The organism is Pseudomonas sp. UYIF39, assembly GCF_029963765.1.
Lineage (GTDB): Bacteria > Pseudomonadota > Gammaproteobacteria > Pseudomonadales > Pseudomonadaceae > Aquipseudomonas.
On the sequence record NZ_JALBYU010000007.1, the window covers coordinates 181548 to 196361 of the forward strand.

Annotated in this window: 18 protein-coding genes; 11 read left to right on the forward strand and 7 right to left on the reverse strand. The window is 60.0% G+C overall.

The features are described 5' to 3' along the window. Positions 1-60: 60 nt before the first annotated feature. The gene (locus MO767_RS12035) at positions 61-489 is read left to right on the forward strand and encodes a GNAT family N-acetyltransferase (protein WP_282480674.1); all 429 of its coding nucleotides are present in this window, start codon (positions 61-63) and stop codon (positions 487-489) included. 5 nt (positions 490-494) lie between these two features. Here the strand turns inward: MO767_RS12035 and MO767_RS12040 are convergent, their stop codons facing one another. After that, complete coding sequence (locus MO767_RS12040; protein ID WP_282480675.1) at positions 495-845, reverse strand: hypothetical protein; 351 nt, start codon at positions 843-845, stop codon at positions 495-497. A 161-nt stretch (positions 846-1006) separates the two neighbouring features. On the opposite strand from MO767_RS12040, the gene MO767_RS12045 reads away from it, so the two are divergent. From MO767_RS12045 to MO767_RS12085, 9 genes are all read left to right on the forward strand, one after another. Beyond that, complete coding sequence (locus tag MO767_RS12045) at positions 1007-1255, forward strand: hypothetical protein (RefSeq protein ID WP_008154823.1); 249 nt, start codon at positions 1007-1009, stop codon at positions 1253-1255. 20 nt (positions 1256-1275) lie between these two features. Next, positions 1276-1605: a DUF6388 family protein gene (locus MO767_RS12050; RefSeq protein ID WP_282480676.1), complete on the forward strand. Its 330-nt coding sequence runs from the start codon at positions 1276-1278 to the stop codon at positions 1603-1605. A gap of 35 nt (positions 1606-1640) precedes the next feature. After that, on the forward strand, positions 1641-2345 hold the full coding sequence (locus MO767_RS12055) for a YoaK family protein (RefSeq protein WP_282480677.1): 705 nt from the start codon (positions 1641-1643) through the stop codon (positions 2343-2345). Positions 2346-2456: 111 nt separating this feature from the next. Further along, positions 2457-2849: a sulfurtransferase complex subunit TusD gene (gene tusD / locus MO767_RS12060; protein ID WP_282480755.1), complete on the forward strand. Its 393-nt coding sequence runs from the start codon at positions 2457-2459 to the stop codon at positions 2847-2849. A gap of 1 nt (position 2850) precedes the next feature. After that, positions 2851-3213, forward strand: a complete 363-nt coding sequence (gene tusC, locus MO767_RS12065) for a sulfurtransferase complex subunit TusC (RefSeq protein WP_282480678.1) — start codon at positions 2851-2853, stop codon at positions 3211-3213. Continuing rightward, positions 3213-3506 carry a sulfurtransferase complex subunit TusB gene (tusB, locus tag MO767_RS12070; protein WP_282480679.1) on the forward strand — a complete coding sequence of 98 codons (294 nt, stop codon included), beginning with the start codon at positions 3213-3215 and terminating at the stop codon, positions 3504-3506. The genes tusC and tusB overlap by 1 nt, the downstream gene beginning before the upstream one ends. Further along, a complete protein-coding gene (locus MO767_RS12075; protein WP_282480680.1) occupies positions 3503-3838 on the forward strand; it encodes a TusE/DsrC/DsvC family sulfur relay protein in 336 nt (111 codons plus the stop codon). Before tusB ends, MO767_RS12075 begins: the two co-directional genes overlap by 4 nt. Next, positions 3835-4836, forward strand: a complete 1002-nt coding sequence (locus tag MO767_RS12080; RefSeq protein ID WP_282480681.1) for a glycosyl transferase family protein — start codon at positions 3835-3837, stop codon at positions 4834-4836. The genes MO767_RS12075 and MO767_RS12080 overlap by 4 nt, the downstream gene beginning before the upstream one ends. 90 nt (positions 4837-4926) lie before the next feature. After that, positions 4927-5928, forward strand: coding sequence for a glutathione S-transferase family protein (locus tag MO767_RS12085; RefSeq protein ID WP_282480682.1), 1002 nt, complete (start codon positions 4927-4929; stop codon positions 5926-5928). Positions 5929-6044: 116 nt separating this feature from the next. Here MO767_RS12085 and cysG read toward each other — a convergent pair whose 3' ends face one another. From cysG to MO767_RS12115, 6 genes are all read right to left on the reverse strand, one after another. Continuing rightward, positions 6045-7439, reverse strand: a complete 1395-nt coding sequence (cysG, locus tag MO767_RS12090; protein WP_282480683.1) for a siroheme synthase CysG — start codon at positions 7437-7439, stop codon at positions 6045-6047. After that, complete coding sequence (gene serS, locus MO767_RS12095) at positions 7440-8720, reverse strand: serine--tRNA ligase (RefSeq protein WP_282480684.1); 1281 nt, start codon at positions 8718-8720, stop codon at positions 7440-7442. Between the two features lie 15 nt (positions 8721-8735). Then, the gene (gene crcB, locus MO767_RS12100; RefSeq protein WP_282480685.1) at positions 8736-9110 is read right to left on the reverse strand and encodes a fluoride efflux transporter CrcB; all 375 of its coding nucleotides are present in this window, start codon (positions 9108-9110) and stop codon (positions 8736-8738) included. After that, complete coding sequence (locus MO767_RS12105) at positions 9110-10432, reverse strand: replication-associated recombination protein A (RefSeq protein ID WP_282480686.1); 1323 nt, start codon at positions 10430-10432, stop codon at positions 9110-9112. Before MO767_RS12105 ends, crcB begins: the two co-directional genes overlap by 1 nt. A gap of 19 nt (positions 10433-10451) precedes the next feature. Next, positions 10452-11075 carry an outer membrane lipoprotein chaperone LolA gene (lolA, locus tag MO767_RS12110; RefSeq protein WP_282480687.1) on the reverse strand — a complete coding sequence of 208 codons (624 nt, stop codon included), beginning with the start codon at positions 11073-11075 and terminating at the stop codon, positions 10452-10454. Positions 11076-11141: 66 nt separating this feature from the next. Further along, a complete protein-coding gene (locus tag MO767_RS12115; protein ID WP_282480688.1) occupies positions 11142-13544 on the reverse strand; it encodes a DNA translocase FtsK in 2403 nt (800 codons plus the stop codon). A gap of 295 nt (positions 13545-13839) precedes the next feature. On the opposite strand from MO767_RS12115, the gene trxB reads away from it, so the two are divergent. Beyond that, the gene (gene trxB, locus MO767_RS12120; protein ID WP_282480689.1) at positions 13840-14799 is read left to right on the forward strand and encodes a thioredoxin-disulfide reductase; all 960 of its coding nucleotides are present in this window, start codon (positions 13840-13842) and stop codon (positions 14797-14799) included. Positions 14800-14814: the final 15 nt, after the last annotated feature.

Genomic DNA, 14814 nt, shown 5'->3' on the forward strand with positions numbered 1-14814 from the left:
CGACCACTGGCCACGTTAGGCTTGGGTCTGTTGTCCACTCTAGCCATAAGGAAATAGCTGATGACCTTGCGAATCGAACGGTCGCTAAACCCCACGGATGCCGAGGAACGTGCAATCGTGCTGCCGTTGCGTGCCTATAACGCTTCAAAGGCCGGAACCAGCGTGCCGGAGCCGATTGCCTTGCTAATCCGCAACGACAACGACGAGATCCTCGGCGGGCTCTATGGCCGGGTGTTTTACCAGTGGTTATACATTGAGTTGCTTTCGGTACCAGAACAGGCCCGAGGACAGGGCATGGGCACGAAACTGATGCAGATGGCTGAAGACCTGGCACGGGAAAAGGAATGCATCGGAATCTGGCTCGACACCTTCGACTTCCAGGCGCCGGAGTTCTACAAGAAGCTCGGCTACAGCGAGTTAGGCCAGATCGCTGACTACCCACCGGGCCACAAGCGCTTCTTTTTCCAGAAGCGCCTGATCAATAGCTGAACGACTTACAGGCAAGTCGCCAACGCCGCCAGTCGGCGCTTGGCCACAAAGTCGTCATGCTGTGCGTAATAATTCAGCACGGTGGCGGAAGCGTCAGCCTTCACGTCCACAAAGGACTCCGCCGAGCGCGTGTAAACGGTGGTGCCGCCCTTCTCGCCAGGCTGCAAATATGCGCCAGCATCGATACCGAACACCGCCTCATCCTGCCAGGAAAACTGCACACACTGGGCGACGACTTTTTCCGGTTTGTCCGACGTCAGGGTTTTGTACGGGATTCCCGTGCGGGCGTCGTTCATCACCGAACCCGCGCAACCGGCCAGCAACGTTACGGCCAGCGCCACCATCAGAATTCGCATTGCGTTCGCTCATCAAGAAAAAGCGGACTGTATCACCGCGGCACGGCGTATCGTTCTGCTTTACTTCATTTATACCGCGACACCGAGTGACGATTCGCGCACCCTGTCGCGCCATTAACACCGCATCGCCCATTTTTCCGGGCTCACTTTTTGGAAAGGCCATGACACCCAACGCCGAATATTACAAACCGACCGCTGAATATGCCGACAAGCTGATCAGTCAGATCGGTCAGACGCCGTCCTGGATTGCCAAGCGAATTGGCGTCACCGACAAACGAATTCGTTACATCCTCGACGGCGAAAGAACCGTCAAAGGTGAAACCACGCCGATTCAAATGACCTACCCCGAGCAATTTGCCCTCGAGTGCCTGGCAGCAGCGGCCAAGGCCAGCAAGAAGCAGTCTTCGTAACCCAGTCTCAAGGAGCGACCATGGCGGCAACCGAACAGCAACACGAGCAAGCGCTGAAGACGTTTCTCGATGAGCGCCCTGAACTGCGCCACGAACTCGACAACCTCAACCCTTTGTTGGCTCAAGCCAAGGGCGAAACCGCGGCGCAGTACCGCGACGAGCGCTTGCATGAAGCTTTCGAAGCCGAGGCCGAGCGCCTGGGATTGTTTGCCTGGGAGCTGACGCTGCAACTGACTGCGGCGACGTCCAAGGACTATCAGGCACAACGCCTGGAAGTGCACAAGGAAGTGGCGGAGATGGCCGGCATGGACTGGCTGGAGTATTGCGAGTTATATGGATTGAGTAAGTGACCATGCCGGTCGCTGCCTGAGGACGACCTTCGCTGATGTTGCCATCCCTCTCCACTGACCGCGCCAGTCCTGGCCACCTGCATACCCGCAAATGGCGCGGACGCATCGGCATGTCGCTGGTGGCCAGCCTCTCGGTGCTCGCCGGCATGACCGACGCCATCGGCTTCATGGCCAGCGGCGATTTCGTCTCGTTCATGAGCGGCAACACCACCCGCCTCGCCGTCGCCATCAGCGACGGCGACCTGGGCCTGACCTTGCGTCTGGTGATCCTCGTCGGCACCTTCATCGTCGGCAACGCCTTGGGGATTGTCGTCAGCCGCCTCGGCGGCCGTCGGGCGCTGCCCTTGCTGCTGTGCATCGCCACGCTGCTCTGCGGCGCCGCTGCCTGGCCCTATGACGAACAATTGCCAGCGCTACTGGCAGCGATCATCGCCATGGGCATGCTCAATGCCGCCGTGGAAGAAGTGAACGGGCTGCCGGTCGGCCTGACCTACGTCACCGGCGCCCTGTCGCGCTTCGGCCGTGGCCTGGGACGCTGGATGCTCGGCGAACGTCGCAACGGTTGGCGCGTGCAACTGATCCCCTGGACCGGGATGTTTGCCGGCGCAATACTCGGCGCCGTGCTGGAACATCACCTGGGGCTCAGTGCCCTGTTTGTCAGCGGTCTGCTGGCCGGCTTGGTCGGGCTGCTGTCGCTTAAAATCCCGCAGCGCTGGCAGCTGGGTTATATGCCGCGCTGAATCTTGTGTGGCCTGTGCTTGCCCGCGATGGGGCCAGTACAAACAACATCGATTTAGCCGCCCCGACGATAAAGCTTTATCATGGCCGCAGTTTTGCTGATCGAGTCCGTCATGAAGTTCGCCATCGCGCTGTTTTCCGCCGCCCATGCGCCCTCCTCGCGCCGCGCCTTGCTGTTCGCCCAGGCTGCGCTGGCTGGCGGGCATGAGATTGTCCGGCTGTTTTTCTATCAGGACGGCGTCTACAACGCCTCCGCAAGCGTGGTCACGCCGCAGGATGAGCAGGACTTGCCCAAGCAATGGCGAAATTTCGTCACCGAGCATCAACTGGACGGTGTCGTGTGCATCGCGGCCGCCCTGCGTCGTGGCGTGTTGAACGAAGAAGAAGCCAGGCGCTATCAGCGTGAAGCCGTTGCGGTGAGCGCGCCGTGGGAATTGTCCGGCCTTGGCCAGTTGCATGACGCGGTGCAGGACGCTGACCGCCTGATCTGTTTCAGAGGCGCGTGAGATGCCTAAATCCTTACTGATTATCAGCCGTCAGGCGCCCTGGTCCGGGCTGAGTGCGCGCGAAGCGCTGGACATCGTGCTGGCCGGCGGTGCCTTTGATCTGCCGATCGGCCTGCTGTTTCTCGATGACGGGGTGTTCCAGCTCGCCGCGAAACAGGATGCCAAGGCCCTCCAGCAGAAAGACCTGAGCGCCAACCTGCAAGCCTTGCCGATGTTCGGTGTCGACGAGCTGTTCGTCTGTGGCGACAGCGTTGCGGAACGGGGTCTGAACCCGGCCGGCTTGTCGCTGGAAGAAGCGCAGGTGCTGGCCGCCCACGAAATCACCGCACTTATTGACCGTTACGACCAGGTGATCACCCTCTGATGTCGACTTTGCATGTGTTGTCTCATTCCCCGTTCGGCGACGATCGCCTGATCAGTTGCCTGCGCTTGATGGGCGCTGACGATGCGCTGCTGCTGTGCGGCGACGCGACCTATGCCTTGCAGCCAGGCACCGCGCCGTTCAATGCGCTGAACGCCCGCAATCTGAAACTGTTCGTACTGGCCGAAGACGCCCAGGCTCGCGCGCTGGAGATTCCTGACACGGCCAAGGCCATCGATTACCCGGCCTTCGTCGAGCTGTCGATTCACTACGACAAGGTCAACAGCTGGCTATGAAATCCCTGACGGTCGGCACCCGCGCCATCGAGTTGGACAAGGACGGCTTCCTGGTAGAACTGAGCGACTGGTCCTTTGAGGTGGCCAGCGCCCTGGCCGCCGCCGAATCCATCGAGTTGAGCCCCGAACACTGGGAAATCCTCGAACTGCTGCGCAGTTTCTACGCCGAATTCCAGCTGTCGCCGGCCACTCGTCCGCTGATCAAATACACCGCGCTGAAGCTGGGCCCGGACAAGGGCAACAGCCTGCACCTGAACCGATTGTTCAAAGGCACCCCTGCCAAACTCGCCGCGAAACTGGCGGGTCTGCCCAAACCGACGAATTGCTTATGACCGACTACCCAGCGCTGACCCTCGAAACCCCCGCCGAACACCCATTCGCCCAGTTCGTGCGCATTCTCGGCAAAGGCAAGCGTGGGGCCCGCGACCTGACCCGGGTCGAAGCCCGCGAAGCCATGGGCATGGTGCTCGACGACAAGGTCGAGGAAACCCAGCTCGGCGCGTTTCTGATGCTGCTACGGCACAAGGAAGAAAGCGCTGAGGAAATGGCCGGGTTCACCGAAGCGTTGCGCGAACGCCTGAATCCGCCAGCTCTGGCCGTCGATCTGGACTGGCCGACGTATGCCGGCAAGAAACGTCATCTGCCATGGTTTCTGCTGGCGGCAAAATGCCTTGGGCAAAATGGTCTGCGCATTTTCATGCATGGCGGCGGCGCGCACACGGCCGGTCGGCTGTACAGCGAGCAATTGCTGGATGAGTTGAAGATTCCGTTGTGCCGCGACTGGCAACAGGTCGGCGACGCACTGAATAACGGCGGCCTGGCCTTCATGCCGCTGGTGGATTGGGCGCCCCAACTTCAGCGCATGATCGACCTGCGCAATACATTGGGCCTGCGTTCGCCAATCCATTCCCTGACGCGGATTCTCAATCCGTTGGGCGCTCGCTGTGGCCTGCAAAGCATTTTCCACCCCGGTTACCAGGCTGTGCATCGCGATGCCAGCGGCTTGCTCGGCGATACCGCGATCGTGGTGAAAGGTGATGGCGGCGAAATCGAGATCAACCCGGACGCCGACAGTCACTTGTACGGCACCACGGGCGGTGAAAGCTGGGACGAGGAATGGCCTCAGCTTTCGAGCCAGCGCCACGTCAAACCGGCCACCCTCGATCCCGAGCATTTGAAAGCCGTGTGGCGTGGCGTTGTAGTCGACAGCTATCCGCAAATGGCGCTGATCTCGACCATGGCCTTGGCCTTGCGCGGCCTCGGTCAAACCCGCGAACAGGCCTTCGAAACTGCCCAGCAGTACTGGGATGCACGGGATAAATCGATTTAACCGATCATAAGCGCCCAACCTTTGCGCTTTTTTATCGAACCTATGCGAATAGACTCCTCTCCAACGCTTATTGGCTGAGGAGTCTTGAACATGGGTTTGTTAGTTGAAGGTCGCTGGCATGACCAGTGGTACGAAAGCGGCAAGGACGGCGCGTTCCAGCGTGAACAAGCGCAGCGTCGTAACTGGCTGACCGCCGACGGCGAACCTGGCCCGACAGGTGTCGGTGGCTTTGCGGCCGAGGCCGGTCGCTATCACCTCTACGTGTCTCTCGCCTGTCCATGGGCTCACCGCACGCTGATCCTGCGCAAACTCAAAGGCCTCGAAAGCCTCATCGACGTGTCGGTGGTAAGTTGGTTGATGCTGGAAAATGGCTGGACCTTCGACCGGAACCTCGGATCGACCGGGGACAAGCTCGATCATTTCAATTTCATGCACCAGCGCTACACCGCCGATACCGCCGACTACACCGGCCGCGTCACCGTGCCGGTGCTCTGGGACAAACAGCAGAATCGCATCGTCAACAATGAATCAGCGGAGATCATCCGCATGTTCAATGGTGCCTTCGATGATTTGACGGGTAATGACCTGGATTTCTACCCGGCGCCGCTGCGGGGCGAAATCGATGCATTGAATGAGCGGATTTACCCGGCAGTGAACAACGGCGTTTATCACGCAGGGTTTGCCACGTCGCAGAAGGCGTATGAAGAGGCGTTCGACGGGTTGTTCGAGGAGCTTGATCGGCTGGAACAGCTATTGGGCGCCAATCGCTACCTGACGGGTGAATACCTGACTGAAGCTGATATTCGGCTGTTCACCACGTTGATTCGCTTTGATGCCGTGTATCACGGTCACTTCAAGTGCAACCTGCGGCGGATTGCCGATTATCCGAACCTGTCGAACTGGCTGCGGGAGATTTATCAGTGGCCGGGGATTGCCGAGACGGTGGATTTCGAGCACATCAAGAATCACTACTACGGCAGCCACAAGACCATCAATCCGACGGGCGTTGTGCCGAAAGGGCCGGCGCAGGACTTCACGGCGCTTCATGATCGGGAGCGGTTGAGCGGGAAAGGGGTTTGGCGCAGAGCCTGAGGTTTATAAAAGTTTAGAGGGCTCCATCGCGAGCAAGCTCGCTCCCACAGGGAATTTGTGAACGACACAAATCAAATGTGGGAGCGAGCTTGCTCGCGATGGGCGCGACTCGGTTTCTAGACTTGTGCCTGCGCACCCTCGAACCACGCCAGCTTCTCGCGCAACTGCACCACTTCCCCAACGATCACCAGCGTCGGCGCATGCACTTCATGCTCCGCCACCAGACTTGGCAAATCGGCCAACGTGCCAGTAAACACCCGCTGATTGACCGTGGTGCCCTGCTGGATCAACGCCGCCGGCGTATCCGCTGCGCGACCATGCTTGATCAACTGCTCGCAGATGATCGGCAAACCCACCAGCCCCATGTAAAACACCAGGGTTTGCGCCGGCGCGACCAGGTCGGGCCACGGCAAATCGGTGGAACCGTCCTTCAGGTGCCCGGTGACAAAACGCACAGACTGCGCGTAATCACGATGGGTCAGCGGAATCCCGGCATACGCCGCGCAACCGCTGGCCGCAGTGATACCCGGCACGACCTGGAACGGGATGCCATGGGCCGCCAGCTCTTCGATCTCTTCTCCGCCGCGACCGAAGATGAACGGATCACCGCCCTTCAACCGCACGACCCGCTTGCCTTGCTTGGCCAAATCCACCAATTGCTGGTTGATCTGATCCTGCGGCACAGCGTGATCGGAGCGACGCTTGCCGACGTAAATCCGCTCGGCATCGCGACGGCACAAATCCAGAATCGCCGGCGCCACCAAGCGGTCATACAGCACCACATCGGCTTGCTGCATCAGACGCAAGGCACGGAAAGTCAGCAGGTCGGGATCACCCGGGCCGGCGCCCACCAAATAGACTTCGCCCGTTGCATTCGGTGCTTCACCGGCAATTTTCGCCAGCATCAAGCGCTCGGCTTCGGCGCCCTGCCCGGCCAGTTGCCGGTCGGCAATCGGGCCCTGGAACACATCTTCCCAGAACGCCCGACGCTGCTGCACATCCGGGAACAGGTGTTTGACCTGGCTGCGAAAACGCGCTGCCAGGCCGGCCAGTTGACCGTAGGTGGAAGGAATCCAGGTTTCCAGTTTGGCGCGGATCAACCGCGCCAGCACCGGCGCATCACCGCCGCTGGAGACCGCAATGATCAAAGGAGAACGATCGACGATCGCCGGGAAGATCACGCTGCACAGGGCTGGCGCATCCACCACATTGACCGGCACACAACGCCGATGAGCATCGGCGGAGACTTGCGCGTTCAGCGGTTCGTCGTCGGTGGCGGCGATGATCAGCCCGCAACCGTCCAGGTCCGATTCAACGTAGCCGCGCACCTGACATTCGCCACCACTGCCGGTAACCAGTTCGCGCAGTTGCGGTTCGATTTCAGGTGCGACCACCCGCAGCAGCGCACCGGCTTCGGCCAGCAGGCGGGATTTGCGCAAAGCAATCTCCCCCCCGCCGACGACCAAGACACGACTGCCGCGAAGGTTATGGAACAGCGGCAGATAGTCCATTTAGCCTATGACCTCAAGGCCACCCATGTACGGTTTCAGTACGTCCGGCACACGGATCGAACCGTCGGCTTGCTGGTAGTTTTCCAGCACCGCCACCAGGGTACGACCGACCGCCAGGCCGGAACCGTTCAAGGTGTGAACCAGTTCAGGCTTGCCGGTTTCCGGGTTGCGGAAACGCGCTTGCATACGGCGGGCCTGGAAGTCGCCGCAGTTGGAGCACGACGAAATCTCGCGGTATTTGTCCTGGCTCGGGATCCACACTTCCAGGTCGTAGGTCTTGACCGCGCTGAAGCCCATGTCGCCGGTGCACAGCGCAATAGTGCGATATGGCAGCTCGAGCAATTGCAGGACTTTTTCCGCGTTGGCAGTCAGGCCTTCCAGCGCTTCCATCGAGGTCGACGGCTCAACGATCTGGACCATTTCAACCTTGTCGAACTGGTGCTGACGGATCATGCCGCGCGTATCGCGACCCGAGGCACCAGCCTCACTGCGGAAGCATGGGGTGTGGGCGACGAACTTGATTGGCAGCAGTTTCGAATCGACGATTTCGCCAGCGACGATGTTGGTCAGCGACACTTCAGCGGTCGGGATCAGGTACAGATCGGCTTCGCCTTCGCGAGTGATCTTGAACAGGTCTTCTTCGAACTTCGGCAGCTGACCCGTGCCTTGCAACGCCGGCGCTTGAACCAGATAAGGCGTATAGGCCTCTTCGTAACCGTGTTCGCTGGTGTGCAGGTTGATCATGAACTGCGCCAGAGCGCGGTGCATTCGAGCAATCGGGCCGCGCAATAGGGCGAAACGGGCACCGGACAGCTTTGCGGCGGTTTCAAAGTCCAGCCAGCCGAATTTCTCGCCCAGGGCGACGTGGTCCTGAACCGGAAAATCGAACGCGGTCGGGGTGCCCCAGCGACGCACTTCGACGTTGCCGTCTTCGTCATCACCGATCGGCACGGACTCGTGCGGCAGGTTCGGGATACCGAGCAGAATCGAGTCCAGATCGGTCTGAATCCCGTCCAGCTCGACTTTACCGTCACTCAACTCGCTCGCCATGCGCTCGACGTCGGCCATCAGCGGCGCGATGTCTTCGCCGCGCTGCTTGGCCTGGCCGATGGATTTGGAGCGCGCATTACGTTCAGCCTGCAGTGCTTCGGTGCGGGTCTGGACGGTCTTGCGCTGTTCTTCCAGCGCTTCGATGCGCGCAACATCCAGCGTGTAGCCACGGGATGCCAGGCGGTCCGCTACGTCCTGAAGGTTGCTACGTAACAGTTTGGAATCGAGCATGTCGGTCTCTCGTTATCAAAGTTTGGTCAAGGACAGGCCAGCCCAGGTAGCGAGCAGCCCGCCGAATACGCTGATGGCAGCATAGCCCACGGCCAGCGGCATTTGCCCGGTTTCCAGCAGGCGCACCGTATCCAGTGAAAAGGATGAAAAAGTCGTCAGCCCCCCGAGGAAGCCGACCATCAACCCGGCGCGCACCTCAATCGGCACCTCCGGGCGTACTAAAAACAGACCGTATAGAACGCCGATCAGCAAACAGCCGACGATATTAACGGCCAGCGTCGCGGTATAGAAGTGCCGCGGCCAATTAGCGTTGATCCAGTTACCGGTAGCAAAGCGTAGAAGCGTTCCGGCGATACCGCCCACGGAAACGGCAACGATCAAAGGAATCACTATTTTCTCCGCTGCTGGGGGCTGAGGCGGTCAAGTTGCGCAAGATGATTGAGCTTCTCGCCGATCTTCAGCTCAAGGCCGCGCGGCACCGGCTGATAGAACGGTTGTGGCTCGAGCTCTTCCGGGAAATAGTCTTCGCCAGCGGCGTAAGCGTCCGGCTCATCGTGGGCGTAACGGTATTCGTCGCCATAACCCAGTTGCTTCATCAACTTGGTCGGCGCGTTACGCAGGTGCAGCGGCACTTCCAGCGAACCGTGTTCGGTGGCGCTGCGCATGGCGGCTTTGAAACCCATGTACACCGCATTGCTTTTCGGCGCGCAGGCCAGATAGGTGATGGCCTGGGCCACCGCCAATTCGCCTTCGGGGCTGCCGAGGCGCTCTTGCACTTCCCACGCCGCCAGGCACAGGCTCAAGGCGCGCGGGTCGGCGTTGCCAATGTCTTCGCTGGCCATACGCACCACGCGCCGGGCCAGGTACAACGGATCGCAACCGCCGTCGATCATCCGCGCAAACCAGTACAGCGCGCCGTCCGGGTTGGAGCCGCGTACGGATTTATGCAGCGCAGAGATCTGGTCGTAAAACGCTTCGCCGCCCTTGTCGAAACGCCGGCGGGTATCGCCGAGCAGGCTTTGCAGCAGTTCGACGCCGATCTCGCTGTTGTCTTCAGCCAGGTCCGAGGCATTTTCCAGCAGGTTGAGCAGACGCCGGCCATCGCCATCGGCGGCCGACAGCAGCATCTGGAAGCCTTCATCGCTAAGGGTCAGTTGCCGTTTGCCCAGGCCACGTTCTTCGGTCAGCGCGCGATGCACCAACTTGCGCAGGGCCGCTTCGTCGAGGCTTTTGAGCACGTAGACGCGCGCCCGGGAGAGCAACGCGTTGTTGAGTTCGAACGAAGGGTTTTCAGTGGTTGCGCCGATGAAAATCAGCGTGCCGTCTTCAACGTATGGCAGGAACGCATCCTGCTGGGACTTGTTGAAACGATGCACTTCATCGACGAACAGGATGGTCCGCTTGCCGTATTGCCCGGCCTGCTGCTTGGCGATTTCCACCGCCTGACGGATTTCCTTCACGCCGGCCAGTACCGCCGAAACCGTTTCGAAGTGCGCGTCCGAGACTTCCGCCAGCAGCCGCGCCAAGGTGGTCTTGCCCACACCCGGCGGGCCCCAGAAAATCATCGAGTGCAGGGCACCCTGCTCCAGGGCTTCGCGCAAAGGCTTGCCGCGAGCGAGCACGTGTTCCTGACCGACGTACTCGTCCAGATTGGCTGCACGCAAACGGGCGGCCAAGGGCTGAGCAATCGGGGCACTGCGAAACAGGTCCATCACGTGCGCTTGAAACCTCTTATTCCTGGATCACGTCGGCACCCTTCGGGATGACGAACTTGAACTTGGACGCCGGAATCGGCTCGTTGGCTTTCACGCCGGTGAACAGGATGTTGGTCCGCTGACCAACGCTGTCGATCATCTGCATGTCATTGACCAGACCGTTACGGAACGACAGGCGCAGGCTGTCGAACAGGGTGTCCTTGGTTTTCGGCTTCAAGGTGAAGTCGATCACGCCCCCGGCTTCCTTGGCGCTGATGTCGAAACTCTGGCTGATCTTGGACACGTCACCGGACAGCAACAACGCCGGGGTCTGGGTCAGGCGCTGATCGAGGGTCTTGATGGTGGCCTGCTCCAGGTCCGGATCCCACAACGTTACCTTTTTGCCGTCGGAGACCATCGTTTGTTCGGCCGGCGCGTTGGTGTGCCAGTAAAACAAGCCAGGGCGCTGCAAGGACATTTCGCCCGCCGTTTCCTGCAACTGGGTGCCGCTGCCGTCGAGGGTCAGCTGGGAGAAACGCGCAGTCAGGGTCTGGGATTTTTCCAGCAATTGGGTCAGGCGCGCCACGTCCTTGTCATCGGCGTGAGCCGAGAGCGTGGTCAAAGCCAAAACCGGCAACAACAGCATGCGGATAAGGCGCATGGGAGTCCTCTTGAACATTCGTGGGGGTGCGACGGCGCGTCATTACGCCACCGCGTTTCAATCAATTCAGTCGCGTACCGGGCCTGGAGCCAGGACTTCACGCGAACCGTTGGTATTCATGGACGTCACGACCCCGGCCATTTCCATGGCTTCGATCATGCGCGCAGCGCGGTTGTAGCCGATTTTCAGCTTGCGCTGAACCGCCGAGATGGACGCGCGACGGCTTTCCAGTACGAACTGCACCGCTTCGTCGTAGAGCGCATCGGATTCACTGTCTTCGTCGCCGCCGCTACCGCCTTCAAAGCCGCTACCCGGCTCTTCGACACCGGCGAGAATCTCGTCGTTGTATTCCGGTGCGCCGCGCAGTTTCCAGGCTTCGACCACTCGGTGAACCTCGTCATCGGACACAAAGGCACCGTGGACACGAATCGGCAGACTGGTGCCCGGCGGCATGTAAAGCATGTCACCGTGGCCCAGCAGTTGTTCGGCACCGCCCTGATCGATGATGGTCCGGGAGTCGATCTTGCTCGACACCTGGAACGCCATGCGGGTCGGAATGTTGGCCTTGATCAGACCGGTGATCACATCAACCGACGGCCGCTGGGTCGCAAGGATCAAGTGGATACCGGCAGCACGGGCCTTCTGGGCGATACGGGCGATCAGTTCTTCAACCTTCTTGCCGACGATCATCATCATGTCGGCGAATTCGTCCACCACCACGACAATCGTCGGTAGCTTGGTCAGCAGCGGCGCTTCGTCGTGAATGCTTTCGCGCTTGTACAACGGATCGGTCAACGGCGTACCGGCGTCCTGGGCTTCCTTGACCTTGGCATTGAAGCCCGACAGGTTACGCACGCCCATTTTCGCCATCAGTTTGTAGCGACGCTCCATCTCCGCCACGCTCCAGCGCAGGGCGTTGGCGGCGTCCTTCATGTCGGTGACGACCGGGCACAACAGGTGCGGAATGCCTTCGTAGATCGACAGCTCGAGCATTTTCGGGTCGATCATGATCAGCTTGGCGTCTTCAGGGCCGGACTTGAACAGGATCGACAGGATCATCGCGTTCACGCCCACCGATTTACCGGAACCGGTCGTACCGGCTACCAGCAAGTGAGGCATTTTCGCCAGGTCGGTGATGACCGGCTTGCCACCAATGTCGTGACCCAGGGCCAAAGTAACCGGCGACTTGAAGTTATCGTATTCGGGGGTCGACAGCACTTCGGAGAAGCGCACGATCTGGCGGTCTTCGTTAGGAATCTCGATACCGACGGTGGTCTTGCCCGGAATCACTTCCACCACACGCACGCTGGTCACGGCCAGGGAACGTGCCAGGTCTTTCGCCAGATTGGAGATGCGGCTGACCTTGACGCCGGCCGCTGGCTGGATTTCGTATCGGGTAATCACCGGGCCCGGGTGAATCGAATCCACCGAGACTTCGACGCCGAATTCCTTGAGCTTGATTTCCAGCAAATGGCCGACCGCCGCCAGCGACTCAGGGGAATAATTGAGTTGTTTCTTTTCTGCCGGGTCGAGAATCGAGATCGGCGGCAAGGTGCCTTCGACGGCGCTGTCGACGAACAACGGCGCCTGTTTCTCTTTTTCCACGCGCTTGCTGGGCGCCGATGGCTTGGGCGGCGCGGGGGCAATCACCGGCGGCACCTGCTTCTCGCGGTCGGACATGTGCTTGCTGAGGGCTTGCTCGCGCTCAATCAGACGTTCCTTGACCTTGGCCTGCTCGCGTTTGTCGGTGACGGTCGGCGCCACCACGTCATGGACGCGGTCGTCGACTTCACGCAGTTGGGCGACCAGTTGCTTGCGTTCACTGCGGGCGGCCCACCAGCGGTTGGCCGCGCCCTGGAACAATTCGAACAGGTCGAGGGTGATCTTGCCGGTGAGGTCCATCACTTTGAACCACGACAGGTCGGTGAACACCGTCAGGCCAAACAGGAACAACGCGATGAACAACAACGTACTGCCCTGGATATTCAGGGCGTTCCTGGCCAGATCACCGAGGCTTTCGCCTAAAGCGCCGCCAGCGCCGGCCGGCAGACCGGTCGCGGCGTGGAAATGAATATGGGCCAGGGCTGCGCCCGACAGCACCAGAAACACCAGGCCGATCAGGCGCCAGGAAAACAGCCAGCCGCTCCACTCCCACTGCTCGTGGCGTTGACGGAAGATTTGATAAGCCTTGATCGCCAGCAACAACGGGAAGATGTAGGCGAAGTAACCCAACACCATGAACAGGATATCGGCGCTGTAGGAGCCAACAGGTCCGCCGAAGTTCTGCACATCGTCGATCTTGCTGTTATGGCTCCAGCCCGGATCGTCCTTGCCGTAGGTCAACAAGGCCATCATCAGGAACAGGCACAAGCCGCCGATGGCGATCAATGCACCTTCCTTGAGCCGGTAGTGCAATTGCTGGCGCCAGAGCGGAACGACTGTTTTTGGTGCTGCGGTGGATTTCTTCAAAACGCTTCTTTTCCTGCGCCTGTGGCGCGTCCATCTGTTGAATGACTATAAAAAACTGCCCAATCCAGGCAGGTAAAAAAGTGAACAGGCGTAACTGGGACTACTTTTAACACTACGCTCCGGTTTTTATAAACACGGCGCGCCGCGATTATTCTGTTACAGGCAGGCATTGTACGGGTTTGTTCGTCCGATGCCATGCTTGAAACCCAAGGTGTAGCATAGCCAACAGCACATTACGCGCGGTTCAATTTGAGCATGCATTCTCTTTTGTGACAAAGGCTTATGAGGTGTTTTTATGAGCGAAGCGAAGCATTCCCGCCTGATCATTCTGGGCTCCGGCCCCGCCGGTTACAGCGCTGCCGTTTATGCCGCCCGCGCCAACCTCAATCCCGTTGTCATTACCGGCATACAGGCAGGTGGCCAGCTCACCACCACCGTCGAAGTCGACAACTGGCCCGGTGATGTCGAAGGCCTCACCGGCCCGGTGCTGATGGAACGCATGCAAAAACACGCCGAGCGCTTTCACACAGAGATCGTCTACGACCACATCCACACCGCCAAGTTGCAACAGCACCCGTTCGAACTCATCGGCGATAGCGGCACTTACACCTGTGATGCGCTGATTATCGCCACCGGCGCCTCGGCGCAATACCTGGGGCTGCTATCGGAAGAGACATTTGCCGGCAAAGGGGTATCGGCCTGCGCGACGTGCGACGGTTTCTTCTACCGCAATCAGGTGGTTGCAGTCGTTGGCGGCGGCAACACGGCAGTTGAAGAAGCGCTGTACCTGTCAAACATCGCCAAGGAAGTTCACCTGATTCACCGGCGCGACAAGTTGCGCTCGGAGAAGATTCTTCAAGACAAGCTCTTCGAAAAAGCCGCCAAAGGTAATATCCGCCTGCACTGGAACCAGAATCTGGATGAAGTGCTGGGTGATGCCAGCGGCGTGACTGGCGCCCGCCTGCGGGACAGCCACACTGGCGAAACCAGTGAATTGCCGCTGACCGGCGTGTTTATCGCTATTGGCCACAAACCCAACACCGACCTGTTTGAGGGCCAGCTGAAAATGCGTGACGGCTATCTGCTGGTCAAGGGCGGCAGCGAAGGCGATGCTACCAGTACCGAAATCCCGGGCGTGTTTGCCGCCGGTGACGTGGCCGATCACGTTTACCGCCAGGCCGTGACGTCTGCCGGGGCCGGCTGCATGGCCGCGCTGGACGCCGAGAAGTATCTCGACGACATTCCAGTCGTTTGACGGCACACTTCACGG

Bases quoted from the DNA above. Each gene is read 5' to 3' on its own strand.
- trxB (WP_282480689.1), top strand. From the start codon at position 13,840: ATGAGCGAAGCGAAGCATTCCCGCCTGATCATTCTGGGCTCCGGCCCC.
- MO767_RS12080 (WP_282480681.1), top strand. From the start codon at position 3,835: ATGACCGACTACCCAGCGCTGACCCTCGAAACCCCCGCCGAACACCCA.
- MO767_RS12105 (WP_282480686.1), bottom strand. From the start codon at position 10,432: ATGGACCTGTTTCGCAGTGCCCCGATTGCTCAGCCCTTGGCCGCCCGT.
- cysG (WP_282480683.1), bottom strand. From the start codon at position 7,439: ATGGACTATCTGCCGCTGTTCCATAACCTTCGCGGCAGTCGTGTCTTG.
- MO767_RS12050 (WP_282480676.1), top strand. From the start codon at position 1,276: ATGGCGGCAACCGAACAGCAACACGAGCAAGCGCTGAAGACGTTTCTC.
- tusB (WP_282480679.1), top strand. From the start codon at position 3,213: ATGTCGACTTTGCATGTGTTGTCTCATTCCCCGTTCGGCGACGATCGC.
- MO767_RS12075 (WP_282480680.1), top strand. From the start codon at position 3,503: ATGAAATCCCTGACGGTCGGCACCCGCGCCATCGAGTTGGACAAGGAC.
- tusD (WP_282480755.1), top strand. From the start codon at position 2,457: ATGAAGTTCGCCATCGCGCTGTTTTCCGCCGCCCATGCGCCCTCCTCG.
- tusC (WP_282480678.1), top strand. From the start codon at position 2,851: ATGCCTAAATCCTTACTGATTATCAGCCGTCAGGCGCCCTGGTCCGGG.
- MO767_RS12040 (WP_282480675.1), bottom strand. From the start codon at position 845: ATGCGAATTCTGATGGTGGCGCTGGCCGTAACGTTGCTGGCCGGTTGC.
- MO767_RS12045 (WP_008154823.1), top strand. From the start codon at position 1,007: ATGACACCCAACGCCGAATATTACAAACCGACCGCTGAATATGCCGAC.
- MO767_RS12035 (WP_282480674.1), top strand. From the start codon at position 61: ATGACCTTGCGAATCGAACGGTCGCTAAACCCCACGGATGCCGAGGAA.
- serS (WP_282480684.1), bottom strand. From the start codon at position 8,720: ATGCTCGATTCCAAACTGTTACGTAGCAACCTTCAGGACGTAGCGGAC.
- MO767_RS12085 (WP_282480682.1), top strand. From the start codon at position 4,927: ATGGGTTTGTTAGTTGAAGGTCGCTGGCATGACCAGTGGTACGAAAGC.
- MO767_RS12055 (WP_282480677.1), top strand. From the start codon at position 1,641: ATGTTGCCATCCCTCTCCACTGACCGCGCCAGTCCTGGCCACCTGCAT.
- lolA (WP_282480687.1), bottom strand. From the start codon at position 11,075: ATGCGCCTTATCCGCATGCTGTTGTTGCCGGTTTTGGCTTTGACCACG.